We start from the raw sequence: 25,979 nt of genomic DNA, 5'->3' as shown, positions 1-25,979 counted from the left end.
TCGTCAACCTGCGGCGGGCACGGTGCCGTCGAGCTGGGCGTAGGCCCGCTCGACGGCACCGTGCAGCAGCCGGGCCTCGTAGGGCCAGCCGCCCGCCGCCACCGCCTCCGCGAGCGGCACGCCGCCCGCGTGCAGCTCGGCGCAGCGCTCGGCGACCGCCCGGATCGCGTCCCGCTGGGCGCGGACGAAGCCGGTGGACACCGCCGTGCCGTGGCCGGGGACGAAGACCGTGTCCGGGCCGGTGGCCGCAAGCAGGCCGTCCAGCGTCGGCGCCCAGTCCAGCGGGAACGAGTCCGCGCCGAAGTACGGCGTCCCCGACTGCTCGACCAGGTCCCCGGTGAGCAGCGCGTCCGCGTCGGGGATCTGCACCACCAGGTCGCCGTCGGTGTGGCCGCGCCCGAAGTGGCGCAGCTCGACGGCGCGGTCGCCGAGGTCGAGGGTGTGCGCGGTGACGACCAGGTGGTCGGGGGCGATCTCCACCAGCTCGGCCATGGCGGCGGCCTGCTCCGGCCCCCTGCTCGCCAGCTCGGCCTTGAACGCCGCCGCCTCCGGGTCCTCGGCGGCCCGGTTCATCGCCGCCGCGGTGGCGGTGTGGCCCCAGAACTCGGCCGGCGGCGTCTGCCGGGGCGCGGCGAACTCGGCGTTGCCCCAGACATGGTCGAAGTGGACATGGGTGTTGACCACCCAGCGCACCGGGGCCGCCGTCAACTGCCGCAGGTGCTCCCGCAGTTCCCGGGCCTCGGCGAGGCTGCAGCGGGTGTCGACCACGGCCGGCCCGTCGGCGCCCAGGATCACGCTGACGGTGACGTCGCAGGGCTGGTAGCGGCGTTGGAACACCCGGTCGGCGACCTCTGTCCAGGCGGTGGTGGCGTCGTTCATGGGGGTGAGCATGCCACAGCGGCGGGGCGCGGGTCAGTCGGACTCGGCAAGCGGGAAGTGGCGCGGCGCGACGGTGAGCAGGACCGCCAGGGCGAGCGCCGCCGCCCCGGCCGCGCCGAGGAAGACGTGGTCCACGGCGGCGGTGACCGCGTGCTGGAGGTAGCCGGTGGCGGAGGGGCCCAGCCGGCCGTGGTCGAGCAGGGCGTTGGAGACGTCGTCCAGGCTGCCCGGCAGCCGACCGTGGAGGGCGCCGGGCGCCCGGTGCAGCCAGGAGGTGAGGGTGGAGTTGGCGACCACGGCGAACAGCACCGCGCCCACGCTCTGGCCGACCTGACGGCAGAACAGGATCGAGGCGGTGGCGGTGCCGCGCTCGCTCCAGGTGGTGCTGGACTGGACGCCGACGATCAGCGGCAGCTGGAACATCCCGAGCACCGCGCCGAGCGCCAGCATCACCAGGGCCGGCTCCCAGGCCGGTCCCCGGTAGGGCAGCAGGGTGAAGGCGAGCAGCACCAGGGTGCCGCCGGCCGCGCCGATGACGGCGGTGTCGCGGAAGCCGAGGCGCTGGTAGACGCGGTTGGAGAGGGCGGCCGAGAGCGGCCAGGTGATCGTCATCGAGGAGAGCAGGAAGCCCGCCGCGACCGGGGTCAGCCCCAGCACGGACTGGGCGTACATCGGCAGGAAGACCGTCGGGGCGATCATCAGCACGCCGAGGAAGCCGAGCGCCAGGTTGCCGCCGACGATCACCCGCCGCCGCCACACCCAGGAGGGGATGATCGGTTCGGCGGCCCGCCGCTCGATCCGCACCGTGGCCGCTGCCGAGAGCAGGCTGGCCGCGAACAGCGCCAGGCTGGGGGCGGACAGCCAGGGCCAGGCCACTCCCCCCTGGACCAGCGCGACCAGCAGCGCCCCGGTGGCCAGGAACAGGCCGGTCGCGCCCTGCCAGTCGATCCGCACCGCCCGGCGCTCGACCTGCTCGTGCAGGTGCCGGAGCAGGAGCAGCAGCGCCAGCAGCCCGATCGGCAGGTTGACCAGGAAGATCCAGCGCCAGCCGGCGTAGGTGGCCAGCAGCCCGCCGATGGCCGGACCGGTGACGGCGGAGACGGCCCACACGGTGGAGATCGCGGCCTGGATCCTCGCCCGCTCCTTCAGCTTGAACAGGTCGGCGGCGATGGTCTGCACCGTTCCCTGGATCGCGCCGCCGCCGAGGCCCTGCACCATCCGGAAGAGGATCAGGCTGGGCATGTTCCAGGCCGAGGCGCAGAGCAGCGAGCCCAGCAGGAAGATCGCGCAGCCGACCAGCAGCACCGGCTTGCGCCCGACCGAGTCCGCGAGCTTGCCGTAGACGGGCAGGGTGACCGTGACCGTGAGCAGATAGCCGGTGAACATCCAGGAGAAGTAGCTGAACCCGCCGAGCCGGCCGACGATCTGCGGCACCGCGGTCGAGACGATGGAGGAGTCCATCGCGGCCAGCGCCATCGCCAGCATCAGGGCGGCCACGACCAGGCGTCGGCGGCGGTGCGCGGCGTCCGGTCCGGATATGCCGGAACCGTCGGGCTGCTCCGAGAGTTCGGCGCCGTCCTGGTGCTTCTCCCCGTCACTCATCAGCATCCACCCCTCTGACGGTCCTTACGGCGACACCCTCCCACAGGGCCGCCGCCGGGTGCTCTGCGGTGCCGCAGTACGGACAGTCCCCATACTTGGGGGGACACCACCGTGGAAGGGACACACCATGCTCGACCAGGTTCTCGTGCAGCGCGCGGACCAAGAGGCTGCCCAGGGACACCATGCAGCCGCACTGGAGTTGTATGCGCGGGCGTGGGACAGCCGGCACGACGAGGTCGCGGACAAACTCCTCGACCTCGTCGAGGACTGGGAGGACGTCGAGGCCGCGCTGGAGATCCTGCAGAAGACCGCGGACGGGGGCGTGGCCGGCGCCTACGAGGCGCTGGCCGTGCTGCTGCTCGAACTCGACGAGCCCGAGGAGGCGTTGGCGGCGCTGGACGCGGCCGGCCGGGCCGGCCGCGAGGTCGCGCTGTGGACGGCGGCGGTGCTCGCCGACGAGATGGGCGACCGCGAGCGCGGTGAGGAGTGGTACCGCCGGGCCATCGCCACCGGCGACACCGAGGCCCTGAACGACTTCGGCGTCTTCCTCAGCGAGGACCCCGACCGGATCGAGGAGGCCGAGGAGGTGCTGCTGCTCGCCGTCGAGCGCGGCGACCTGATGGCGCTGGGCAACCTCGGCCGGATGCACCTGGAGGGCGACGAGCCCGAGCGCGCCCTGCCCTGGCTGGTGCGCGGTCTTGACGCCGGGGTGCGCTCGGTGCTGGTGCCGATGGCCGAGGCCGAGCAGCTGCTCGGCCGGATCGAGGACGCCCGCAGCCACCTCAACGACGCGCTCGCGGACGGCACCGAGGGGGCCAGGCTGGCCTGGGCCAACTTCTGCGCCGAGCACGGCACCCGCGAGGAGCAGGCCACCGCCGAGGCGCAGTACCGCCGGGCGCTGGCCGAGGAGGAGCCCGGCGCGCACTTCGACTTCGCGCTCTACCTCGCCGACCACGAGCGCTTCGACGAGGCCGTGGTCGAGTACCAGGCCGCCGCCGCCGAGGGCGAGACCAACGCCTGGCTCAACCTCGCGCTGATCCACGAGGACCGGAAGGACCGCCGCACGGCCGAGGAGTGCTACCGCAGCGGGATCGAGGCCGGGGACCTCCAGGCGCTGCTCGCCTACGCCGAGTTCCTGCGCCAGTGGGGCCGCCGCGCCGACATCGCCGACCTGCTGGACCAGGCGGCCGAGTTGGGCGCCGACGAGGAGGAGACGGCCGAGCTGCGCCGCCTCGCCGGGTCGAACTGACACGGCCGTGCGCTGACCTGCCCGAAGGCCGCCGTCCCGCCCCCCGCGAAGGGGGTCGGGACGGCGGCCTTCGCCGTTCCCGCTGCGCCGAACGGGCGTCGCTCCGAGTGCGGCAGCGGCCACTGGTTGTTCCAATGACAGCAGCGTGGATTCTGTCCGAAACACCATGAGGAGATGGCTGATGAAGCCGGTCGCCCTTTCGCCGCAGGCCCGGGAAGACGCACTGCACGCCATGGAGTCCGGTGGCGAGCTCGACATCCTGGTGGTGGGCGGAGGCGTGGTCGGGGCGGGGTGCGCGCTGGACGCGGTGACCCGTGGACTGACCGTGGGCCTGGTCGAGGCCAGGGACTGGGCCAGCGGCACCTCCAGCCGCTCCAGCAAGCTGATCCACGGCGGTCTGCGCTACCTGGAGATGCTGGACTTCCGGCTGGTGCAGGAGGCGCTGGAGGAGCGGGGCCTGCTGATCCAGCGGCTCGCGCCGCACCTGGTCCACCCGGTGAAGTTCCTCTACCCGCTCAAGCACCGGGTGTGGGAGCGCCCCTATGTCGGGGCCGGCGTGCTGCTCTACGACACCATGGGCCTCACCTCGGGCAACTCCCGGGGGCTGCCCTTCCACCGGCATCTGAGCCGGCGCCACGCACTGCGCGAGGTGCCCGCGCTCAAGGCCGACTCGCTGGTGGGCGCGGTCCAGTACTGGGACGCGCAGGTCGACGACGCCCGGCACACGATGATGATCACCCGGACCGCGGCCGGCTACGGCGCGCTGGTGGCCAACCGGACCCGGGTCGAGGGCTTCCTGCGCCAGGGCGAGCGGGTGACCGGGGCGCTGGTCTGCGACATGGAGACCGGGCGGAAGTTCGAGGTCCACGCCAAGCAGGTGATCAACGCCACCGGCGTGTGGACCGACGACACCCAGGCGATGGCCGACACCCGGGGCCAGTTCCATGTCCGGGCCTCGAAGGGCGTGCACATCCTGGTGCCCAGGGACCGGATCAACTCCCAGTCCGGACTGATCCTGCGGACCGAGAAGAGCGTGCTGTTCGTCATCCCCTGGGGCCGGCACTGGCTGATCGGCACCACCGACACCGACTGGGACCTGGACAAGCAGCACCCGGCGGTCAGCTCGCGGGACATCGACTACCTGCTCCAGCACGTGAACGCGGTGCTGTCGACGCCGCTCACCCGGGACGACGTCGAGGGCGTGTACGCCGGGCTGCGGCCGCTGCTGTCCGGGGACGCCGCCGAGACCAGCAAGCTCTCGCGGGAGCACCTGGTCGGCCACCCGGTGCCCGGGCTGGTGGTGGTGGCCGGCGGCAAGTACACCACCTACCGGGTGATGGCCAAGGACGCCGTCGACGAGGCGGTCCGCACCCTGGACGGGGGAGCGGCCGCGCCCTCGGTGACCGAGTCCGTGCCGCTGGCCGGCGCGGACGGCTACCGCGCGCTGTGGAACCGCCGGCAGAGCCTGGCGCGGGAGGCCGGGCTGCACGTCGCCCGGATCGAGCACCTGCTCAACCGGTACGGCTCGCTGGTCGACGAGGTGCTCGACCTGGTGCGGGCGGACCCCTCCCTGGGCACGCCGCTGGCCGGGGCGGACGACTACCTGGAGGCCGAGGTGGTCTACGCGGCCACCCACGAGGGCGCGCGGCACCTGGACGACGTGCTCACCCGGCGGACCCGGGCCTCGATCGAGTCCTGGGACCGCGGCCTCGCGGCGGCGGACAAGGCGGCGCGGCTGATGGCCGGGCCGCTGGGCTGGAACGAGGACCAGATCCGGGACGAGGTCGAGCACTACCGCAAGCGCGTCGAGGCCGAGCGCGAGGCGCAGCAGCAGCCGGACGACCAGACCGCGGACGCGGCCAGGCTCGGCGCCCCCGACATCCTCCCGCTGCACTGAGACTCGCGCCGCACTGAGGCTCGCGCCGCCCCGAGACTCCCGCCGCCCCGAGAAGGGACTCCCACCATGGCCTCGGCCACCCTGCCGGTACCCGGCGCCTCGCGCCAACTCCTCGGCGAACTGCTCTCCGAGTTCGTCGGCACCATGATCCTCATCCTCTTCGGCGTGGGCGTCGTCGCCCAGGTCGTCGCCGCCGATCTCGGCAACCACGACAGCATCGCCTGGGCCTGGGGCTTCGGCGTGATGCTCGGGGTCTACGTGGCCGCCAGGGTCTCCGGTGCGCACCTCAACCCGGCGGTCACCCTCTCGCTCGCGATCTTCCGCGGCTTCTCCTGGTCGAAGGTGCTGCCCTACGCCCTGGCGCAGACCGCGGGGGCCTTCGTCGCCGCGCTGCTGGTCCGCTGGAACTACACCGAGATCCTGGCCAAGGCCGACCCCGGACACACCATCAAGACCCAGACCATCTTCGCCACCCTGCCGGGCAACGGCACCTTCCCGGTGAGCGAGTGGGGCGCGCTGCGCGACCAGATCATCGGGACGGCGATCCTGGTCCTGGTCATCATGGCGCTGACCGACATCAGGAACACCGCCCCCAAGGCGAACATGGGCGCCCTGATCACCGGACTGCTGGTGGTGGCCATCGGCATGGCCTTCGGCGCGGACGCCGGCTACGCGATCAACCCCGCCCGCGACTTCGGCCCCCGGCTGGCGAGTTACCTCACCGGCTACCGGCACGCCTGGCGGGACCAGTACGGCGACCTCTACTTCTGGGTCCCCATCGTCGGCCCGCTGATCGGCGGCCCGGTGGGCGCCGCGATCTACCAGTTCCTGGTCGCCCGGTTCCTGCCCACCCAGGAGGTGCAGGCCGGACGCGTCCTCACCGAGGACGACGAGTGACCTCCGAACCCCTGACGACCGACATCACCTGTGGAGGACAGCCGCCATGGCGGACTACGTTGCCGCGATAGACCAGGGCACCACCAGCACCCGCTTCATGATCTTCGATCACGGCGGGAACGAGGTCGCCCGGGAACAGATGGAGCACGAGCAGATCCTGCCGCGCGCGGGCTGGGTGGAGCACAATCCGGTCGAGATCTGGGAGCGCACCCGGTCGGTCATCGCCACCGGGCTGAACCGCTCCCACCTGGCCCCGTCCGACATCGCCGCGCTGGGCATCACCAACCAGCGTGAGACCACGGTGGTGTGGAACCGGCGCACCGGCCGCCCGTACGGCAACGCGATCGTCTGGCAGGACACCCGTACCGACCGGATCGCCAGCGCGCTGGAACGCGAGGGCAAGGGCGACATCATCCGGGCCAGGGCAGGGCTGCCGCCGGCGACCTACTTCGCCGGAGGCAAGATCCAGTGGATCCTGGAGAACGTCGACGGGGCGCGCCGGGACGCCGAGCGGGGCGAGGCGATCTTCGGCACGGTCGACACCTGGGTGCTGTGGAACCTCACCGGCGGAGTCCGCGGCGGCGTCCATGTCACCGACGTCACCAACGCCTCCCGCACCATGCTGATGGACCTGCGCACCCTCGACTGGGACGACGAGCTGCTGTCCTTCTTCGGCATCCCCCGCGCCATGCTGCCGACCATCCGGCCGTCCAACGCCCCCGAGGGGTACGGGGTGTCGCCGGAGGCCAGCCCGCTGGCGGGCATCCCGATCAGCGGCATCCTCGGCGACCAGCACGCCGCCACGGTGGGCCAGGTCTGCTTCTCCCCGGGCGAGGCCAAGAACACCTACGGCACCGGCAACTTCATGCTGCTCAACACCGGCCAGGAGCTGGTGCACTCGAAGCACGGCCTGCTGACCACCGTCGCCTACCAGTTCGCGGGCGAGGCCCCGGTCTACGCGCTGGAGGGCTCGATCGCGGTGACCGGCTCCGCCGTGCAGTGGCTGCGCGACCAGCTGCACATCATCAGCAACGCCGCCGAGAGCGAGGTGCTGGCCCGCCGGGTCGACGGCTCGGACGGGGTCTACTTCGTGCCGGCCTTCTCCGGGCTGTTCGCGCCCTACTGGCGTTCCGACGCCCGCGGGGCGATCGTCGGCCTCTCGCGCTTCCACACCGACTCCCACATCGCCCGGGCCACCCTGGAGGCGATCTGCTACCAGAGCCGGGACGTGGTGGAGGCGATGACCAAGGACTCCGGGGTGGAGCTGGCGGTGCTCAAGGTCGACGGCGGGGTGACCGCCAACAGCCTCTGCATGCAGACCCAGGCCGATGTGCTGGGCGTGCCGGTGATCCGGCCGGTGGTCGCCGAGACCACGGCCCTGGGCGCCGCCTACGCGGCCGGTCTCGCGGTGGGCTTCTGGCGCGACACCGAGGAGCTCAAGGCCAACTGGAAGCAGGACCGGCGCTGGGACCCGCAGTGGGACCGGGCCACCCGCGAGGCTGGCTACGCCGACTGGAAGCGGGCCGTCGAGCGCACGCTGAACTGGGCCGACGTCGGCTGACGCGGCGTGGGCCGGACGCCCCGGGGCGGGGTGTCCGGCCCACCGACCTGCTACTGGGCGTAGAGCCGGCCGGCGAAGCGGCGGGCGAAGCCGTCGCCGGTGGAGGCGGTGACGGTGTAGTCGTAGCGCCCGGCCGAGGTGGCCTTCAGGGTGGTGCTGTGGCTGCCGCCGGCCGCGACGGTGACCGTGGTGGCGGTGCCGCCGGAGGCGAGGTAGGCGGCGTTGGGGTTGATGGTGAAGACGGTGGAGACCGATCCGGCGTTGCTGACGGTCAGGGCCAGGGTGGCGCCGTCCTTGTTGTCGACCACGTACGCCTCGGGGTGCGCCATGCTGCTGTTGGTCCAGGTCAGCACGTTGCCCTGGAAGCCGCGCAGGTAGCCGTCCGGGCCGTGGACGTCGAAGTCGTAGGGGCCGCCGCCGTAGGTCTTGGCGGAGAAGTAGTCCGAGATGGTGCCGCCCGCCGCACAGGTGTACTGCCAGGCGGCGAAGGTGCGGTCATTGACGGTGTAGGCGGTGAAGCCGCCGCCGAGGGTGCCGGCCGAGACCGTCTGGAACCAGATCCGGTTGGTCGAGGTGTCGGTCCAGGAGGTGGTGTTGAAGACGTAGCCGAGGGGCAGCGCCGGGCGGTCGCCGGACTCCTGCGCGGGCAGCGCGCCGGACTTCGGGACGGTCGGAGCCGGCAGCGACTCCTGGTTGTTGGCGGCGGTGACCAGCGCGGCGGTGTTCGGCAGGGTGGTCGGGAAGGCGACCGGGCTGACGCCGAAGTTGAAGGCGCTGGTCAGGTTGCCGGCGACCTGGCGCCGCCAGGCGGAGATGTTGCCGCACTGGACGCCGGTGACCAGCTCGGCGAACTGGAGCGGTGAAGTGTGGTCGAAGGTCTGCGAGTTGACCAGGCCACCGGTCGACCAGGGGGAGATCACGGTCATCGGGACGCGCGGGCCCATGCCGATCGGCAGCCCGCTGACGAACTCGTCGGCCGTGCCGGAGGGCGCGGTCGGCGGGGCGACGTGGTCGAAGAAGCCGTCGTTCTCGTCGAAGTTGTAGAAGACCACGGTGGAGTCCCAGACGGCCTGGTTGGTCGCGATGGCCGACAGCACGCCGCTGACGAAGTTGGCGCCGTCGGCCGGGCGGTTGGCCGGGTGCTCGCTCTGCGCGGTCGGGGCGACCACCCAGGAGACGGTCGGGAAGACGCCGTTGGCGATGTCGGAGGCGATGGCCGAGCTGACGCTGCTGACCCGGGCCATGCCGTTGGTGTACAGCGGGGAGCTGGTCGAGGCGGACTTGAACTGGGTGAACCAGGCCAGCGGGTTGTCGTCGAAGTTGTCCGGCTCCTGGTAGACCCGCCAGGAGACGCCCGCGTCCTGGAGCATCTCCGGGTAGGTGGTCCAGGAGTAGCCGTCCTCGCTGTTGTCGGTGACCGGTCCGCCGCCGGTGCCGTTCGGGTCGATCATGCCGGTCCACTGGTACAGCCGGTTCGGGTTGGTCGGACCCTGGACCGAGCAGAAGTACTGGTCGCAGATGGTGAAGGCGTCCGCCAGCGCGTACTGGAACGGGATGTCGGTGCGGTTGTAGTAGCCCATGGTGTACCCGGTCTTCTCCGGGATCCAGTTGTTGTTCAGGCCGTCGTTCCAGGCGCCGTGGGTGCCGCTCCAGGAGTGGTCCAGGTCCTCCACCTGCTGGGCGTCGGTGAGCGCGGTGTTCAGGTGCCAGGGCAGCAGGGTCGATCCGCCGCCGGCCGAGCCCTTGGTGTTCTGGTTCCAGACGTTGGAGCCCTTGGGGAAGCGCAGCAGCGAGGTGTCGCCGTAACCCCGGACGCCCTGGAGCGTTCCGTAGTAGTGGTCGAACGATCGGTTCTCCTGCATCAGGATCACCACGTGCTTGACCGAGGAGAGCGAACCGGAACCGGTACTGGCAGCCATGGCCTTGCGGACGTTGAGCGGCAGTACGCCCAGGGCACTGCCGGCGCCGATGGCGGCGGCGGAGCCGAGAAGCGTCCGACGGGAGATCGGGGACATGCGGGGACCTTTCGTCAGGGCAGCGCGGGGCCAACGGAATCGACCAGGGGGACGCGCGGCACACGTGGGTCACGACACAGAGAAAGGTGCGGCAAACGGCGCCCACTTGTCTGGACATGTTTCTTGTCCGACGGGTGAACCGTAGATGACGGAACGCTCTCGCGGTAGGTCTCGCGCGCCGGTCGGAGCAGAAATCTCGTCATGTTCATTGTGCTTGGGCGCGTGAGACCTTACCTTCCAGTAACCATCGATGTTTCCGCTAAGTAACATCCCGTTGGAGGCACCCCCATGCCCAGGCGTCTGAGTCTGTTGTCGCTGGTCGCGGCACTGATCTGTGCACTGGTCGGCCTTGCTCCGGCCGCCCGCGCGGCCACCGCGGCAACCACCCTCCCGACCACCGGACCGACCTTCCTGAGCATCCCGGGGGCGGACGGGACGCTGCTCAGTGCCAATGTCGACCAGCCGACCACCCCCGGACCCCACCCGGCCATCGTGTTCATCTCCAGTTGGTCTCTCAACGACGTCGAGTACATCGCGCAGGAGGTCCAGCTCGCCCGGCGCGGCTACGTCGTGTTCTCGTACACACCCGAGGGCTTCCTCGACTCCGGTGGTCAGATCCATGTCGCGAGCCCGCAGGACGTCGCCGACGCCTCCTCGGTCATCGACTGGATGCTGGCCAACACCGGCGCCGACCCCGGCCGGATCGGCTTCGCCGGGGTCTCCTACGGCGCCGGGCTCTCGCTGCTGGCCGCCGCCCACGACCCGAGGATCAGGGCCGTCGCCGCGATGAGCGCCTGGACCGACCTCACCTACTCGCTCTACGGCAACCAGACCCGGCACCTGCTCGCCGCCGACCTGCTCGGCTTCCTCGGACAGCTGACGGGCCGTCCGGACGCCCAACTCACCCAGGCGCTCAGCGACCTGAGCAGCAACACGGACATTCCCTGGGTCGAGTCCTGGGCCGCGGTCCGCTCACCCGACAGCTACCTGAGCCAGCTGGACGCCAACCACCCGGCCGTCTACATCTCCAACGCCTTCGGCGACAGCTTCTTCGCCCCCGACCAGATCGTCTCGTTCTTCAACCAGTACACCGGCCCCAAGCGGCTCGACCTCGCCCCCGGCGACCACGCCACGGTCGAGCTCACCGGCCTGGCCGGACTGCCGAACACCGTCTGGACCAATGTCGGCGACTGGTTCGACACCTACCTCGACGGCGCGTCCACCGCCACCACCGGGGTCGACCTCACCGCCGTCGGCTCCGGCGTCCAGCAGCACTACCCGGACTGGGCCTCGACCTCCACCGGCACGGACACGGTGAACCTGGGGGCGACCACCATCGACTCCGGCTACTACACCGTGGCCAACGCCGGAGTCCCCTTCGTCACCAACGGGCTCACCCAGATCACCGGCACCCCGCCGGCCGTCTGGCTGCCGCTGGTGGACCGCTCCGACGCCGCCGTCTGGGAGGGGCCGACGCTCGGGTCCGGCGCCGACGTCCGGGGCATCCCCGACGTCCGGCTCACGGTCACGCCCAGCGCCGGCAGCGGCACCCTGGTGGCCTACCTCTACGACGTCAACTGGCTGGGCAGCGCCGCCCTGGTCACCCATGCGCCCTACAGCTACCTCGGCGCCACCCCCGGGCAGCCGCTGTCGGTCTCGCTGGACCTCAACGCCATCGACTACGACGTCCCGGCCGGCGACCACCTGGCGCTGGTCGTCGGCACCAAGGACCTGCTCTACGCCGATGCCGACCAGACCGGTTCGACCGACGCCTTCAGCGGCGGCACGCTGACCGTGCCCGTCGGCTGACCTGACGTCAGCAGCGCGCTCGGGGACCGGAATTCCGGTCCCCGGGCGCGCTGCCGTGCACTGTCTCCGACTAGAACTCGCCGCGGAGCTTGGCCAGCGCCTCGTTCAGCAGGATCTCGCCGTCCGCGTCGCTGCGCCGCTCGCGGACGTAGGCGAGGTGGGTCTTGTAGGGGGCGCTGCTCGCGGCGGCCGGAGGGTTGTCCTGGTCCGGGCCGGCCGGGAGGCCGCACTTCGGGCAGTCCCAGGTCTCCGGGATGGCTGCCTCGCTGGAGAAGCTGGGCCGGATGTGGTGGCCGTTGCCGCACCAGAACGACACCACGGTGCGGGCCGCCAGCTCGCCCCGCTCGGTCTCACCCATCGGGCCCGCGCCGATCCTGCTGCCGCGAATGCCGCTTCGTCCCTGTGCCACGGTGGTCACTCCCCTGCTCGATGTCTCGCTGCCCGGTCCGCGGCGAGCCGCCAGTGTACGTTCCCGGTGGGCCGCCGAGCGACAGCGGGTCCTGCGGGCCGACGGTGCGGCCGTTCTCGCTGCTCCCGGAGGCTCAGCTACCAGAGTCTCACTCTTTCCGGGGCGCTCTTTCAACCGCGCCCCTTCGAGCATGCCCGCTCAACTGTCCGAGCGAACCGCCGTCGGGGTGCCGGCCCGCGGGCGGCAGACCAGGGCGACGAAGTCGTGGCCGACCTCCGGCAGCGCCTCGTCCTCGGCGGCGAAGCAGCGGTCGAGCAGCGCCAGGGTCTCCGGATCCGGCTCCAGGAAGTTGTGGGCGATCCCGGAGAAGACGATGTGCAGCAGCGTCCCGCCGTAGGGGCGCTCCTCGACCACGTCGAAGACCCGGCGCAGTCCGGGCAGCAGCGAGGCGGCGTCGACGGCCTCGGAGGGGTCGTCGAGCACCATCGACATCCGGCTCGGCCGGACCACCCGGTGCTTCACCCGGCCGTCCGGCTGCCGCCGGCGCTCCTCCGGGAGCAGCCGTAACAGGGCGTTGGCGGCCTCCAGCTGGCGGTCGGTCCACTGGAACCTGGTCGGGCCGACGAACTCGTCGACGACGAACATCCCGTCCGGCTCCAGCAGCCGGGAGAGCTTCGGCAGGGTCTCGTCCAACCGGTCGAAGTGGTGCAGCGACTGGAGTCCGAGCAGCACGTCGAAGCGCTCCCCGTCGTGCTCCATCTGCTCGACGTCGGCGACCCGGAACCGGAGGACGTCGCCGAGGCCCTGCTCGGCGGCGGTCGCGGTGGCGAAGCCGATCCGCTCCGGTGCCACGTCCACCCCCTCCAGCAGCGCGAACGCGCCGGTCCTGGCCCAGTTCAGCTCGTTGCCGCCGGTGCCGCAGCCGAGCGAGAGCCCGCGCAGGTCGGTCCGGGGCGCGAAGTGCCTGCGGGCGACGTACTCCGGATAGGTGGTGTCGGCGTCCCCGGTCATCAGCAGGTTCCAGCGCCGGATCACGGCGGGGATCGCCCACCACTGGGTCATCGAGGGCTCGACCTCGGACCAGTGGGCCACCACCCGGGCGCCGCCGCGCACCCGGAGCTTGGCCAGCACCGGCTCCAGTTCGAGCCGTCGCACCTTGCGCACCAGCCGGTCCGCGTCATGGCGGTTGACCAGGTTGTTCAGCATCCGGAGTCCTCTCGGCGCGGGAGACGGGCGGTGGCGCGGACGGCGGTCAGCGACTTGGTCAGGCCCAGGAAGCGCTCGCTGACCAGGACCGAGTCGGGGAAGAGGTAGCGCATCTCGGCGCGGGTCAGCAGCTCGATGTTGACGACGGCGTCCATCGCCGACGCCGGGCTGTCGGGCCGGCTGTGCACCAGCGGCCAGCGCCGGACCAGCCGGGCCCGGGCGGCCAGCGGCAGGAACTGGAAGCCCGGGGCCACGAAGTGCGGCTCCACCGGGAAGTAGCGGTACGGGGTCTGGATCCAGTGCTGCGGCGCCAGCGACTCGACGGCGGCCACGAACCGGCGGCGCTGGCTGTGCCCGCCGACGTGCTCGATGGTCGAGTTGGAGAAGACCAGGTCGAACTCGCCGAGGGCGGCGGCGACGGCGGGATCGGTGACGTCCGCGACCTCCGCCGATATCCAGTCCGGGAGCGCGGCCGGGTGCTCGGCCAGGTTGACCAGGTGCACCTGCTTGGCGCGCAGCGGCGCGCGCTGCCACATCTCGGCGGTGCCGCCGAGGTCGAGCACGGTCATCGACTCGATGTCGGGGAAGAAGCGCCGGAAGGTCTCCCAGCGGGCGACGCGGAGTCGCTCGCCGAGGGATCCCGGTTCGTCGACGAAACGGTTGCGGAGGGCGCGGGGGCCGGGCATCGGATCAACCACCTGAAAGGGTGAGGAGGGACGGGGACGGTGCGGGTACGCGGTTCAGCCGGTCGGGGGAGGGGGAGCGAGCGCGGTGCCGTCGGACATCCGGTTGCCGCTCCAGACATTGCCCCGGCCGCCCGCGTTCCAGTAGGCGACCGGGCCGTAGACGCCGGCGCCGGGGAAGTACTCGGTGGAGAAGACGTTGTCGGTGACCCGGATGCCGTTGGCCCCGGCGCCGCCGCCGTAGAGCGAGTAGGCGCCGCCGGCCAGCCAGTTGTCGTCCACGACGCAGTTGGCGACGTCCCCGGTGTCGGCGTAGAGGCCGATGCTGGCGGAGGCGCCGTGGGCGGCGTCGGTGGCGTTGAGCAGGGTGTTGTGGCGGATGGTCAGGGTGCCGCTGTTGCCGCCGTCGCTGATCACCGCGTCGGTGTGCTGGTACTGGCCGTCCAGGTTCACGAAGGGGACGATGTCGTGCACGTAGTTGTCGTGCAGGTCGCCCTGGCCCATGGACAGCGCGTCGCCGAAGACCGAGATGTTGTTCCAGCCGACCTCGATCGAGCTGCCGCCCATGTTGGAGATGGCGTAGTCCTCGCCGCCGTTGTCCGGGCCCTTGTCCGGCACGCCGGTGATGGTGCTGTGCAGGACCCGCAGTCCGCTGAAGCCGGCCCGGAGGTTGATGCCCCACCAGTTGGAGGAGGTGATCCGGCTGTCGATCACGGTGACGTCGTCGGCGTAGATGTCGAGCGCCCCGGTGATGTCCCAGCCGGAGATGGTGGTGCCGTTGGTGGTGATCTCCAGCAACCCGACGTTGTGCGGGGTCAGCGGGATGCGCGGGCCGGTGTCCGCCGCGTCGGGGAAGCCGCAGGCGCCGGGGGAGGTACAGGGGCCGCCGCGGGCGGCGTCGGAGCCGGGGGTGCCGGCGGTGGACGGTGCCGGGGACGCCGGTCGGCTGTGCGCCGGGGTCCGGCTCGGGGACGGGCTGCCGGGGGAGGTTCCGGCCGGGCGGCTGCCGACCGGGCCGGGTAACGGGACCCCGACCGGACTGTCCGCCGTGCCCGAGCAGTAGGCGAGCAGCACGGTCAGCAGCAGTGCCAGCAGCGCCCCCGCGAGCAGCGTGCGTCGGTTCGTCCGTTGCATGATCGCCATCCCGGGATCTGGTAGCGGCACCGCGTCCTGTCCGAGCTCCGTCCGAACCTTATGGGAGCGAATCGTCCCGGGCACCGGAAAACCGTCATATGCGCCATCTGCTCGGCGGGGGCGAAGCGGGCCGGAAGCGGATCGGAAGCACTCCGGAAGCACCTGGCGCTGGCTGCGGAAGCGGAGTACCTGGTGGCATCGAATCCACACCCGGGTCACCCAACCCCTGCCGGGGCCGGTGCGGGTGCAGAGACACGGTGGACGGCCGCTCCGACGGCCTGTTGAGGTGCGCGGCCGGCGAGCCGGTCCGCACCGGGAACCAGATCGACTTCTCAGTAGCGGATGAGGTGGCCCATGGACGAGTTCGAGACGTCGTCCACTCCGGCGGAAGAGACCCTGTTGGTCCGGCGCGCGCCCCGGGCCACGCAGGCCCGCTACCCCGCCCCGGGTCTGATCCCGGGAGCGGGACCGGTCCGGACGTACGTGCTGCGAGTGCTCGGGGTGCCGCTGCTGCTGATCGTGCTGCTGGCGCTGCACCCCTGGTCGTGGGCGGGCGGCTCGTCCGCGACGGACAACGGTTCCGGGGCCGTCCCCGGCAGCTACAACGGCGCCCCGGCCTATCCGACCGACACGTCCGTCCCCACACCGGAGACGGACTACCCGACCGCGACGACCGACCCGTACGCCACCCCGACCGACCTCTACGCCACCCCGACCGACCTCTACGCCCCCGTGACCGACGCGGCCACCGACACCGACACGGCCACCCCCTCGCCCTCCGAGACCGGCCCGGCCGCCACCGTCACCGCCTACTTCGCCGCGATCAGCTCCCAGGACTACGAGACCGCCTGGAGCCTCGGGGGGAAGAACCTCGACTCGGACTACAGCAACTTCGTCGCCGGTTACGTGGACACCGAGCAGGACGCCGTCACCATCCTCTCGGTCGACGGCGGCGTGGTCTCCGTGGACCTGGTGTCCACCCAGACGGACGGCAGCCAGCAGAGCTTCAGCGGCACCTACACCGTGGCCGGGAACGTGATCACCGGCGCCCGGATGCAGCAGACGGGCTGAACCGCTCCGGGTCCGTCCGGGCGTCCGCACCGCCCCACGGCCCCGTCCACCCCCGCTCCCACCCCCTCGACCCTCAGCGGAGAATCGATTCGCCATGACCAGTACGGCAGTCCCCCCGAAGGGCGACGCGACCAGCAAGGCCACCCGTCTGCTCTGCGCCGGCACCTACCTGGACCCCGGCTACCGCAAGTCCGTCATCAGAGAGCTGCTGACCAACCGCTTCCGGGTGGTGGCGCCGTCCTACGGCTATGACGCGGTCCCCGTGCTGGCGCACGCCCTCGCTGCGGAGCGGCTGCGCCGCACCCAGGCGTCGATCGTGGCCGGCGGCGCCGTCGTGCTGCTGGTGCTGATGTACGCCGGGCTGCTGGACCCGTCCATCGGCGTGCTGCTCTTCCTCTGGCTGCTCTGGGGCGCCGCCTACCTGCGGCGGATCGCCACGCTCCAGGCCCTGGTGACCCGGCTCCGGCCGCAGCGGGGCGCCGGCGGCTTCGACGGCGACTACCCGGACACCTCGCGGCTCACCGCGGAGCTGGTCGCGAAGATCCACCGGCAGCAGACCGCCGACGAGAACATGGTCCTCTTCGGCGACTACACCCCGTTCGTGGGGGCCGGCGTGGGTGTCGACGGCTGGGCCAACACCGAACTGCTGATCGGCGCCCCGGTCAACGTCCTGGAGAAGCGGATCTCCCGGCCGGTACCCGACCCGTCCGAGCCGGAGGGCGCGCTGGAGCGCAAGCAGGTGAAGCCGTTCACGGTCGCCGACATCACGGCGTACGTCACCGACCACATGACCAGGCAGCTGCGTGACGAGGCCGTCGAGGGCGAGCAGATCCAGGGACTCACCATCGAGCGGCAGACCTACCGCACTGCCAACCAGGTGCCGGACGGCGCATCGGGGGGTGCGTCGTCCGGCACCGACACCGCCGCCCGGCCGGAGCAGAACCGGGAGAAGGAGCGCGACTACCTGTGCGTCCGGGTCGGCTCCTGGGACCAGGAGCTGGTCACCTCGATGTTCGTCCGGTTCGACCGCCAGGGCGACACCCTGCACACCGAGTTCTACACCTATGTGCTGACGCCGATCATCGAGAGCTTCCACCTGGTCGACCTGCTGCCGGCCACCGTCGACGGACCGCTGATGCGGCGGGTGGCCTGGCACGTGCTCAAGGGCGCACCGGGCGTCGCCTTCCGGGCGCTGGGCAGGCTGCTCCTCCGGCTGGTGCCCCGCAGACGGTCCCGCGGCCGGAAGCTGCGGCAGGAGGAGACCAGCCAGTTCGGCCTGGACCGCTACGCGGTCAGGGCGGTCAATACCGGCGCGCTCACCAGCGTCCGGGAGATGGCGATGAGCGACGACCTCTCGCTGTTCTTCCAGGCGGCCGACCGGACCAAGTACATGCAGATCGTCCAGCGCCGGCTGCTGCAGATCATCGGGACCTTCCTGGCCGAGAACAACGTCGACCTCCACGAGCACAACGCCCACCAGACCAACATCCTCAACCAGACCATCGGGGACAAGGCCAGCTTCGGCAGCGGCAACGTCAGTTACGACAACCAGGGCCAGCTGACCCAGGGCGACAACTCATCCATCGGCAAGGAGTAGCAGCGATGACCGGACCCCGCTTCGGTGACAAGAGCAACTTCGGTACCGGCAACGTCAGTTACGACAACCAGGGACAGCAGACCCAGGGCGACCGCTCGCCGATGACGGTGGGCTTCCCGGACCGCTCCAGGAAGTCGGGGGCCGCCGCCCCGGAGTCCCCGGCCGACCGCTCCCGGAACGTCTTCGTCGTCCACGGACGCGACGAGCAGGTGCGGCGGGAGGTGTTCGAGCTGCTGCGCCGGCTGGACCTGCGTCCGCTGGAGTGGGAGGACCTGGTCGGGGCGACCGGCCAGGCGTCGCCGTTCATCGGCGAGGTCGTCGCCCGGGCGCCGCACTTCGCGCAGGCCGCGCTGGTGCTGCTGACTCCGGACGACGAGGCCCGGCTGCACCCCTCGCTGCACCGCGAGGAGGAGCCCGTGCACGAGACCCGGGCGACCGGCCAGGCCCGGCCGAACGTGCTGATCGAGCTGGGCATGGTGCTGATGGCCTACCCGGAGCGCACCCTCATCGTCGAGTTCGGGACGCTGCGCCCGGCCAGCGACATCGCGGGCCGGAACGTGATCCAGTTCGACGGTTCGGAGACCGCCATCGGCAAGGTCGTGGAGCGGTTGAAGCGGGCCGGCTGCCAGGTCAACGACACCGGCTCGGACTGGCGGCAGACCTGGCCCTTCCGGCACCTCGCCGCCTACGGCCGCCGCCCCGGCCGGCCGTGAGCCGCCCGCCGGTGCGCCGGGGGCCGGTCCGACCGCCCGCCGGACTCGGGCCGAACCTGTCAGGCATGAACAGCAGAAAGTGACAACACCCCTCCAAGCTGCCTTGATACGCTGACCGACACCGCTTCCGAGATCACTCGACGCGGGGGGCGAAGCGTATGGAGGTCCGCATGGCGCGCATACGGGTGAGCGTTCTGGGGCCGGTCACGCTGGAGGTCGACGACGTCCCGGTACGGCTCACCCCGCTGACCACCCGGCTGCTGGTGCGGTTGGTGGCGGCCGAGGGCGAGGCCGTGCCGGTTCGCCAACTCCGGCGGGAGGTCTGGGGGTTGGTCACCGAGCTGCCGCACCAGGCGCAGCGCAGCCGGAACGAGGTGCAGAAGCGGGTGCTGGAACTGCGCCGCGCGCTCGACCCCGAACAGACCGGCGAGGGCGCCCGGATGCTGCGCACCGAGCAACTGCTCACCGCCGGCGGCCCGGAGACCGCGTACCGACTGCTGTTAAGGCCGGGGGAGCTGGATGCGGCCGAATTCACCGAACTGATCAACTCCGCCCTCTACGCGACCCCGGCCTCGGCGGTGCGGAAGCTGGCGACGGCGCTCGCCCTGGTGCGCGGGCGGCCGCTGCTCGAAGTCAGCGGCGAGAGCTACTCCGTGGTGCTGACCCGGCGATTGAGCCAACTGCAGGAGACCGCCCGCCAGGAGCTGATCCACAATCAGATGAAGCTGGGGCGGCACGACCTGGCGCTGCCGGTGGCCGAACGGATGGCCGAGGAGCGGCCCGACGACCCGGCCGCCGCCGACGTCCTCGGCGCCCTGCGGGCCCGGCTCCGCGAGCGGCACGGCGACGAACTGCTCCGGCACTCGGTGCCCGGTCTCCACGCCGACGTGGTGGTGTGCCGGGGCGACCTCTTCGACCAGTCGGACGCCAACCTGGTGGTCGGCTTCACCGACACCTTCGACACCTCCACCGACCAGGACTACGTGATCAGCAGCGAGAGCGTCCAGGGCCAGCTGGTCGACCGGTTCTTCGGCGGGCGGCCACAACTGCTGGACGAGAAGCTGCGGCTGGGCCTCAAGGGGTTCACCCCGGTCGGCACCGAGCGGGTGCAGGACAAGCCGCGCGGCCGGCGCACCCGCTACCCGATCGGCACCACCGTCCCGCTCCCGATCGGCGGGCGCCGGGTCTTCGCGACCGCGTACTCGCGGCTGGGCAACGACCTGGTCGCCCGCTCGGGCCCGGCCGACCTGCGGGCGAGCCTGGAGGAGCTGTGGCGGTCGGTGGCCCGGCACGGGCTGTTCAAGCCGGTGGCGATCCCACTGGTCGGCTCCGGGCTGGCCCGGATCGTCGACCTGGACCGCTCGCAGCTGATGGCCCTGATCATCGAGACCTTCGCCCGCAGCTGCCGCAGCGGTCCGCCGGTGGCGCCGGAGCTGCGCATCGTCATCCGTCCGGCCGAGCTGGCGAAGACCGACCTGTCGGCGGTCGAGCGGTACCTCCAGCTGCTGGACCGGGGCCGGAGCGCGGTGGGCGGCCCCCAGGGCTGACGGCCGCTCAGTCCCCTTCCGTCTGCCGGCGCAGCACCGCCGCGACGTCCGGCGCCCGGTAGTGCTCGCCCTTCAGAGGAATGCATCCGCCCGATGCCACCGGCGCCGCGGAGACCGCATACGATCACGGCGTCATCCACCAGGGCCCACCCACCGGGCCCGCGGCCCACCGGAACGAGACCACGCGTCATGAAGCTGATCACCGCCGTCATCAAGCCGTTCCGTCTGGACTCGGTGAAGACCGCCCTGAACGAGGTCGGCGTGCGCGGGCTCACGGTGACCGAGGCCAGCGGCTACGGCCGCCAGCGCGGGCACACCGAGGTCTACCGGGGCGCCGAGTACCAGGTCGACCTGGTGGCCAAGGTCCGGATCGAGGTCCTGGTCGAGGACGCCGAGGCGGAGGCGGTGCTGGAGGCGATCGTGGCGGCGGCCCGCACCGGGAAGGTCGGCGACGGCAAGGTCTGGTCGGTGCCGGTCGAGACCGTGGTCCGGGTGCGCACCGGCGAGCAGGGCCCGGCCGCGGTCTGAGCGGGCCCGCGGCCCGATCCGGCGCGGCCTGTCCCGTGCTCCGCTGTGCCGGTCGCCGGTCGCCGGTCGCCGGTCGCCGGTCGCCGGTCGCCGGTCAGTCGGTCAGTCGGGCGTGGAGCTGGAGCCGTCGGCGGCGGTGCGCAGGGCGTCCAGGACCGGGCGCAGCAGCGGGTTCCCCTCCGCGCCGCGCCGCACCGCGGCGAAGACCCGGCGGATCGCCGGGACGCCGTCCACCGGCCGCACCGCGACCTGCGAGAGGTCCAGGTCGCGCAGGGCCGAGCGCGGCACCAGGGCGACTCCGGCCCCGGCCCCGGCCAGCGCGACCACGGCCCGGAAGTCGTCCGAGGAGTGCCGCAGCCGGGGCTGGAAACCGGCGTGCTCGCAGGCCAGCACGACCACGTCGTGGCAGGGGTTGCCGGGGTAGGGGCCGATCCACGGCTCCTCGGCCAGCGCCGCCATCGGCACCCGGGCCCCGGCAGCGAGCGGATGCCCTGGAGGCAGCACCGCGTCGAAGGGCTCGGCGTAGAGCGGGACCCGGACCAGCCGTTGCTCGTCGTCGCGCGGCGCGCCCCGGTACTCGACCGCGACCGCGAGGTCGGCCCGGCCCTCCAGCACCATCGGCAGGCTCTCGTCGCCCTCGGCGTCCAGCACCCGGACCCGGATGCCCGGCGCGGTCCCGGCCAGTGCGACCAGGGCCGGGGCCAGCACCAGGGCGATGCCGGTGGCGAAGGAGGCGACGGTGACCTCGCCCGCCGCCCCCGAGGAGTACGCGGCGAGCTCGGCCTCGGCCCGCTCCAGCTGGGCCAGCACCGCGTCCGCGTGGACCAGCAGGATCTCGCCGGCGGGGGTGAGCCGCACCCCGCGCCCGTCCCGCTGGAGCAGCCGGTGGCCGGTCTCCTGTTCCAGCGCGGCCAGCTGCTGGGACACGGCGGAGGGCGTGAGGTACAGCACGGCCGCCGCGGCGGTCACCGTCCGGTGGTCCGCCACGGCCCGCAGCGTGCGCAGCCGTCTGGAATCGATCACCCTCTCATCCTGCCAGGGCGGCCCTGGCGGTGATGAACGCCTGCACGGCCCGCTCGACGTCGGCGGTGCTGTGGGCGGCCGAGAGCTGCACCCGGATCCGGGCCTTGCCGAGCGGGACCACCGGGTAGGAGAAGCCGATCACGTAGACGCCCTGCTCCAGCAGCAGCTCGGCCATCCGTCCGGCCTCCGCGGCGTCACCGATCATCACCGGGGCGATGGCGTGGTCGCCCGGCAGGATCTCGAAGCCGGCCTCGGCCATCCGTGAGCGGAACAGCGCGGTGTTGTCCCGCAGCTGCTGCCGCAGGCCCTCGGACTGCTCCAGCAGGTCCAGCACCTTCAGCGAGGCGGCGGCGATCACCGGCGCCAGCGAGTTGGAGAACAGGTACGGACGCGAGCGCTGCCGCAGCAGCGCCACGATCTCGGCACGGGCGGCGACGTAGCCGCCGGAGGCGCCGCCGAGCGCCTTGCCCAGGGTGCCGGTGACGATGTCGACCCGGTCCATCACCCCGTGCAGCTCGGGCGTGCCCCGGCCGCCGGGGCCGACGAAGCCGACCGCGTGCGAGTCGTCGACCATGACCATGGCGTCGTAGCGGTCGGCCAGGTCGCAGATCTCCCGCAGCGGGGCGACGTAGCCGTCCATGGAGAAGACGCCGTCGGTGACGATCAGCCGTCGGCGGGCGTCGGCGGTGTCCTTCAGCTGCTGCTCCAGGTCCGCCATGTCGCGGTTGGCGTAGCGGTGGCGGCGGGCCTTGGAGAGCCGGATGCCGTCGATGATGCTGGCGTGGTTGAGCGCGTCGGAGATGACCGCGTCGCGCTCGTCCAGCAGGGTCTCGAAGACGCCGCCGTTGGCGTCGAAGCAGGAGCTGTAGAGGATGGTGTCCTCGGTGCCGAGGAACTGCGACAGCCGCGCCTCCAGCTGCTTGTGCACCTCCTGGGTGCCGCAGATGAAGCGGACCGAGGCCATGCCGTAGCCCCAGCGGTCCAGCGCCTCCTTGGCGGCGGCGACCACCTCGGGGTGGTCGGCCAGGCCGAGGTAGTTGTTGGCGCAGAAGTTCAGCACCTCGCCCGGACGGCCGCCGGAGGTGACGGCGACGGAGGCGGACTGCGGGGTGCCGATGACCCGCTCGGGCTTGTGCAGGCCCGCCTCGCGGATCTCGTCCAGGGTGGCGCGGATGTCGTCACGGACCGTGTCGAACATGGTCAGGCTCTCCTCTTCGGGGCTGGTGCGTTCGGGAAGGGCGCGCGGGTCAGGCGCTGGTCCAGTCGAGGACGATCTTTCCGCAGCGTCCGCCGGCCGCCTCGTCGAAGGCCGCTCCGAAGTCCCGGAAGTCGTAGCGTCCGGTGATCACCGGGCTGAGGTCGAGACCGGCCTCCAGCAGCACGGACATGGCGTACCAGGTCTCGAACATCTCCCGGCCGTAGATGCCCTTGATGGTGATCATCGAGGTGACGATCCTGGCGAAGTCGACCGGGAACGGCGCCGTCGGCAGGCCCAGCACGGCGATCTTCCCGCCGTGGGTCATGTTGGCGATCATGTCCTGCATGGCCTCGGGACGCCCCGACATCTCCAGGCCGACGTCGAAGCCCTCGCGCAGACCCAGCAGCGCCTGGCCCTCGGCGATGGAGTGCTCCGCGACGTTCAGCGCCAGGCTGACGCCGACCTTGCGGGCCAGCTCCAGCCGGTCCTCGCTGACGTCGGTGATCATCACCTTGCGGGCGCCGGCGTGCCTGGCCACGGCGGCGGCCATGATCCCGATCGGGCCCGCACCGGTGATCAGCACGTCCTCGCCGACCAGGGGGAAGGAGAGCGCGGTGTGCACGGCGTTGCCGAAGGGATCGAACACGGCGGCGATGTCGAGGTCGACCGGCGTGCGGTGCACCCAGACGTTCGACGCCGGCAGCGCCACGTACTCGGCGAAGGCGCCGTCCCGGCCCACGCCCAGGCCGACCGTCGCGCGGCACAGGTGGCGGCGCCCGGCCAGGCAGTTGCGGCACTTCCCGCAGACCAGGTGGCCCTCGCCGCTGACCAGGTCGCCGACCTTGACGTCGGCCACGTCGCGGCCGACGGTGGCGACCTCGCCGACGAACTCGTGACCGATCGTCAGCGGCGTGGCCACGGCCTGCTGCGCCCAGCCGTCCCAGGCCCGGATGTGCAGGTCGGTGCCGCAGATGCCGGTGCGGAGCACCTTGATCAGGACATCGCCGGGGCCGGTCTCGGGCTCCGGCACGTCCTGCAGCCAGAGGCCGGGCTCGGCCTTGTCCTTCACGAGTGCTTTCACGCGGCGGCTCCTGTGCACGGTGGGGCGGGGCGGGGCACACAGCAATCTGCCCGGCCCGGACTGTTAAGTCCATCGAGGTTTTCTTCACTCTGGCAACAGCAGAGCTTCACGATCGGGAGGCGCGCGGGAAGCGGACCGAAGTGGTGCACCGGCCGCCGCCGGACCGGCCGTCCGGATGCGGCCCGTCACGACCTGGACGGCGGCTGAGGCACCGTCGGCGCGGCCGGTCGTCAGCAGTCGGGCAGCGGTCGGCAGAGCAGCGCGGTGCGCAGGTCGCACTGGTCCGCCAGCCGGGACAGGTCGCGGCCGGTGAGGGTCTCGATCCGGCGGATCCGGTAGTGGACGGTGTTGACGTGGATGTGCAGCGCCCTCGCCGTCCTGGCCCAGGAGCAGTCGCAGTCCAGGAACACGGACAGGGTGTCCAGCAGCGAGACGCCGTTCTCCTGGTCGTGTCGGGTGAGCGGGTCCAGGATCCGCTGCCGGAAGGCGGCGGCCACCTCGGCCGGGACGCCCCGGAGCAGCTCGGCGAGCGAGTCCAGGTCGTCCGCGTGGCCGACCGGGTCCGCTGCCGCCAGCGCGTAGCGGGCCCGCACCAGGGCCGCCCGCAGCGCGGGCGTGGTCTGCCCGACGGCCGGACCGATGCCGAGGCGCAGCCGCTGACTGGCGGTCAACTGCCGCTGCAGCACCGGGGGCAGGGTGCGCAGCCGGTCGACGGGTCCGACCACCAGGGCGGTGGCCTCCCCGTGCTGGTCGGGGCCGGCGGCGAAGACGGCGTCGATGCTGTGCAGGGCCTCGGTGAGCGCGTCCAGCGCCCAGGCGGTCGGTGCCCGGTCGATCCGGGCGGTCACCGCCGTCAACGGCACGCCCGGCGGCAGGCCGCAGCTCCCGACCGCGTCGGCCAGGTCGCTGCGGTCGGCCTCCCGCGCGGCGCCCAGCAGGGCCAGCAGCCGCGCCGCCGCGTTGCGCCGCTCGGCGGCCGTCGACCGCGCGGACGCGACCACCGGGACCAGGAGTTCGGCGAGGCCGGGCATCATCGGGTGGGTGCCGGGGACCAGGTAGCGCGCGTGGAAGGGCGATCCGCCTGCGGGGCCGAGCCGGATCGCCTGCGGGGGGAGGGGCCGGTGCGGCGGGAGGTTGACCGCGCCGTCGCCGACAGCGTCGCCATGGCCGGCGCTCTCGCCGCCGCCTTCGCCGTTGCCCGAGGCGGCGATCGTCCGTCCGCCCGCGGAGAGCACCGAGCACTCCGGCAGCCCGAGGCGGGCCACGGCCAGCGTCAGCACCTCGGCGAGCGGGGCGCCCGCGCCCAGCATCGTCGCCAGCTCCCGCCGTACCGTCTCCGGCAGCGCCGCCGCCTGCGGCGAGGACTTCCTCAGGTCGCCCCACAGCCGGAGGTAGATCCGGTCGGTGACGGCTCGGAAACTGGTGCCGGCCGGGACGGTCAGCAGTGGGATGCGGTGGGTGCGGCAGGCGTCGACCAGGCTGGCCGGGACCGAGCCGTGGGTGCCCTCGCCGCCGAGGAGCGCCGCCACCCCCGCACTGTGCAGCGAGGTCGCGAAGCGCATCGCGGCGTCCGTCCGTCCGGTCTCGTCCTCGGCGTCGGGCTGCCACCAGACCAGGCCGCTGAGCACCAGCTCGCCGGGCTGCAGATAGCGGGCCGGGTCCTGCAGGTCGGTGGAGGTCACCCCGGTCACCCGCCGGTCCAGCAGCTCGGGCGTGCCCCAGGCCAGGCCCAGCCGCAGGTCCTCCAGGGTGAGTAGATCTCCGACGATCATGCCGTGCTCCTTGTGCTCCGCATCAGGGGGTCCGTCGAGGGGTCCAGCCGCAGATGCGAGGACGAGATGCGTCAGAGCATCGTAGGTGCAGGCCGATGTGGGCGGTAC

The 25,979-nt window shown here is 72.1% G+C and carries 21 protein-coding genes; 10 read left to right on the top strand and 11 right to left on the bottom strand.

The genetic code is table 11. From position 1 onward, the window contains the following. Positions 1-3: 3 nt before the first annotated feature. Both BS75_RS10170 and BS75_RS10165 read right to left on the bottom strand, forming a co-directional pair. Positions 4-879 (bottom strand): MBL fold metallo-hydrolase, encoded by an 876-nt coding sequence (locus tag BS75_RS10170; protein WP_034092753.1) that lies wholly within the window; start codon positions 877-879, stop codon positions 4-6. Between the two features lie 33 nt (positions 880-912). Next, positions 913-2,481: an MFS transporter gene (locus tag BS75_RS10165; RefSeq protein WP_267970529.1), complete on the bottom strand. Its 1,569-nt coding sequence runs from the start codon at positions 2,479-2,481 to the stop codon at positions 913-915. 127 nt (positions 2,482-2,608) lie between these two features. On the opposite strand from BS75_RS10165, the gene BS75_RS10160 reads away from it, so the two are divergent. The 4 genes from BS75_RS10160 to glpK all read left to right on the top strand — a co-directional run bounded on the left by BS75_RS10160 (position 2,609) and on the right by glpK (position 8,085). After that, positions 2,609-3,730: a tetratricopeptide repeat protein gene (locus tag BS75_RS10160; protein ID WP_034087991.1), complete on the top strand. Its 1,122-nt coding sequence runs from the start codon at positions 2,609-2,611 to the stop codon at positions 3,728-3,730. Between the two features lie 181 nt (positions 3,731-3,911). Next, entirely contained in the window at positions 3,912-5,627 is a 1,716-nt protein-coding gene (locus BS75_RS10155; RefSeq protein WP_034087990.1) for a glycerol-3-phosphate dehydrogenase/oxidase, read from the top strand. 66 nt (positions 5,628-5,693) lie between these two features. Next, positions 5,694-6,524: an MIP/aquaporin family protein gene (locus tag BS75_RS10150; protein WP_042439621.1), complete on the top strand. Its 831-nt coding sequence runs from the start codon at positions 5,694-5,696 to the stop codon at positions 6,522-6,524. Between the two features lie 46 nt (positions 6,525-6,570). Further along, a complete protein-coding gene (gene glpK, locus BS75_RS10145; protein ID WP_034087989.1) occupies positions 6,571-8,085 on the top strand; it encodes a glycerol kinase GlpK in 1,515 nt (504 codons plus the stop codon). Between the two features lie 50 nt (positions 8,086-8,135). Here the strand turns inward: glpK and BS75_RS10140 are convergent, their stop codons facing one another. After that, positions 8,136-10,100, bottom strand: coding sequence for a phosphocholine-specific phospholipase C (locus BS75_RS10140; protein ID WP_034087988.1), 1,965 nt, complete (start codon positions 10,098-10,100; stop codon positions 8,136-8,138). Between the two features lie 288 nt (positions 10,101-10,388). On the opposite strand from BS75_RS10140, the gene BS75_RS10135 reads away from it, so the two are divergent. Beyond that, positions 10,389-11,909: a CocE/NonD family hydrolase gene (locus BS75_RS10135; protein ID WP_034087987.1), complete on the top strand. Its 1,521-nt coding sequence runs from the start codon at positions 10,389-10,391 to the stop codon at positions 11,907-11,909. A gap of 70 nt (positions 11,910-11,979) precedes the next feature. On the opposite strand, the gene BS75_RS50135 is transcribed toward BS75_RS10135, so the two are convergent. The 4 genes from BS75_RS50135 to BS75_RS10115 form a co-directional block, all read right to left on the bottom strand. Then, the gene (locus BS75_RS50135; protein WP_081983249.1) at positions 11,980-12,318 is read right to left on the bottom strand and encodes an RNA polymerase-binding protein RbpA; all 339 of its coding nucleotides are present in this window, start codon (positions 12,316-12,318) and stop codon (positions 11,980-11,982) included. Positions 12,319-12,516: 198 nt separating this feature from the next. Continuing rightward, entirely contained in the window at positions 12,517-13,524 is a 1,008-nt protein-coding gene (locus BS75_RS10125) for a class I SAM-dependent methyltransferase (protein WP_034087985.1), read from the bottom strand. Further along, the gene (locus BS75_RS10120; RefSeq protein ID WP_034087984.1) at positions 13,518-14,210 is read right to left on the bottom strand and encodes a class I SAM-dependent methyltransferase; all 693 of its coding nucleotides are present in this window, start codon (positions 14,208-14,210) and stop codon (positions 13,518-13,520) included. Before BS75_RS10120 ends, BS75_RS10125 begins: the two co-directional genes overlap by 7 nt. A 54-nt stretch (positions 14,211-14,264) precedes the next feature. Next, positions 14,265-15,341, bottom strand: coding sequence for a right-handed parallel beta-helix repeat-containing protein (locus tag BS75_RS10115; protein WP_231607733.1), 1,077 nt, complete (start codon positions 15,339-15,341; stop codon positions 14,265-14,267). 354 nt (positions 15,342-15,695) lie between these two features. On the opposite strand from BS75_RS10115, the gene BS75_RS10110 reads away from it, so the two are divergent. The 5 genes from BS75_RS10110 to BS75_RS10090 all read left to right on the top strand — a co-directional run bounded on the left by BS75_RS10110 (position 15,696) and on the right by BS75_RS10090 (position 20,797). Continuing rightward, positions 15,696-16,412 carry a hypothetical protein gene (locus BS75_RS10110; RefSeq protein ID WP_052069313.1) on the top strand — a complete coding sequence of 239 codons (717 nt, stop codon included), beginning with the start codon at positions 15,696-15,698 and terminating at the stop codon, positions 16,410-16,412. 94 nt (positions 16,413-16,506) lie between these two features. Beyond that, a complete protein-coding gene (locus BS75_RS10105; RefSeq protein WP_034087982.1) occupies positions 16,507-18,009 on the top strand; it encodes a hypothetical protein in 1,503 nt (500 codons plus the stop codon). 5 nt (positions 18,010-18,014) lie between these two features. Further along, the gene (locus BS75_RS10100) at positions 18,015-18,722 is read left to right on the top strand and encodes a TIR domain-containing protein (protein WP_034087981.1); all 708 of its coding nucleotides are present in this window, start codon (positions 18,015-18,017) and stop codon (positions 18,720-18,722) included. A 170-nt stretch (positions 18,723-18,892) separates the two neighbouring features. Further along, positions 18,893-20,269: a macro domain-containing protein gene (locus tag BS75_RS10095; protein ID WP_042439617.1), complete on the top strand. Its 1,377-nt coding sequence runs from the start codon at positions 18,893-18,895 to the stop codon at positions 20,267-20,269. Between the two features lie 189 nt (positions 20,270-20,458). Beyond that, the gene (locus tag BS75_RS10090) at positions 20,459-20,797 is read left to right on the top strand and encodes a P-II family nitrogen regulator (protein WP_034087980.1); all 339 of its coding nucleotides are present in this window, start codon (positions 20,459-20,461) and stop codon (positions 20,795-20,797) included. 102 nt (positions 20,798-20,899) lie between these two features. Here the strand turns inward: BS75_RS10090 and BS75_RS10085 are convergent, their stop codons facing one another. The 4 genes from BS75_RS10085 to BS75_RS10070 all read right to left on the bottom strand — a co-directional run bounded on the left by BS75_RS10085 (position 20,900) and on the right by BS75_RS10070 (position 25,871). Further along, positions 20,900-21,820 carry a LysR family transcriptional regulator gene (locus tag BS75_RS10085; protein ID WP_034087979.1) on the bottom strand — a complete coding sequence of 307 codons (921 nt, stop codon included), beginning with the start codon at positions 21,818-21,820 and terminating at the stop codon, positions 20,900-20,902. Between the two features lie 4 nt (positions 21,821-21,824). Then, on the bottom strand, positions 21,825-23,018 hold the full coding sequence (locus BS75_RS10080) for a glycine C-acetyltransferase (RefSeq protein ID WP_034087978.1): 1,194 nt from the start codon (positions 23,016-23,018) through the stop codon (positions 21,825-21,827). Between the two features lie 49 nt (positions 23,019-23,067). Further along, complete coding sequence (tdh, locus tag BS75_RS10075) at positions 23,068-24,099, bottom strand: L-threonine 3-dehydrogenase (RefSeq protein ID WP_034087977.1); 1,032 nt, start codon at positions 24,097-24,099, stop codon at positions 23,068-23,070. 230 nt (positions 24,100-24,329) lie between these two features. Next, on the bottom strand, positions 24,330-25,871 hold the full coding sequence (locus BS75_RS10070; protein WP_034087976.1) for a PucR family transcriptional regulator: 1,542 nt from the start codon (positions 25,869-25,871) through the stop codon (positions 24,330-24,332). Positions 25,872-25,979 lie beyond the last annotated feature (108 nt).

Source organism: Streptacidiphilus albus JL83 (genome assembly GCF_000744705.1).
GTDB lineage: Bacteria > Actinomycetota > Actinomycetes > Streptomycetales > Streptomycetaceae > Streptacidiphilus > Streptacidiphilus albus.
Note: the sequence above shows the minus strand (reverse complement) of the source record. Positions and strands in the feature narration are given on the sequence as shown.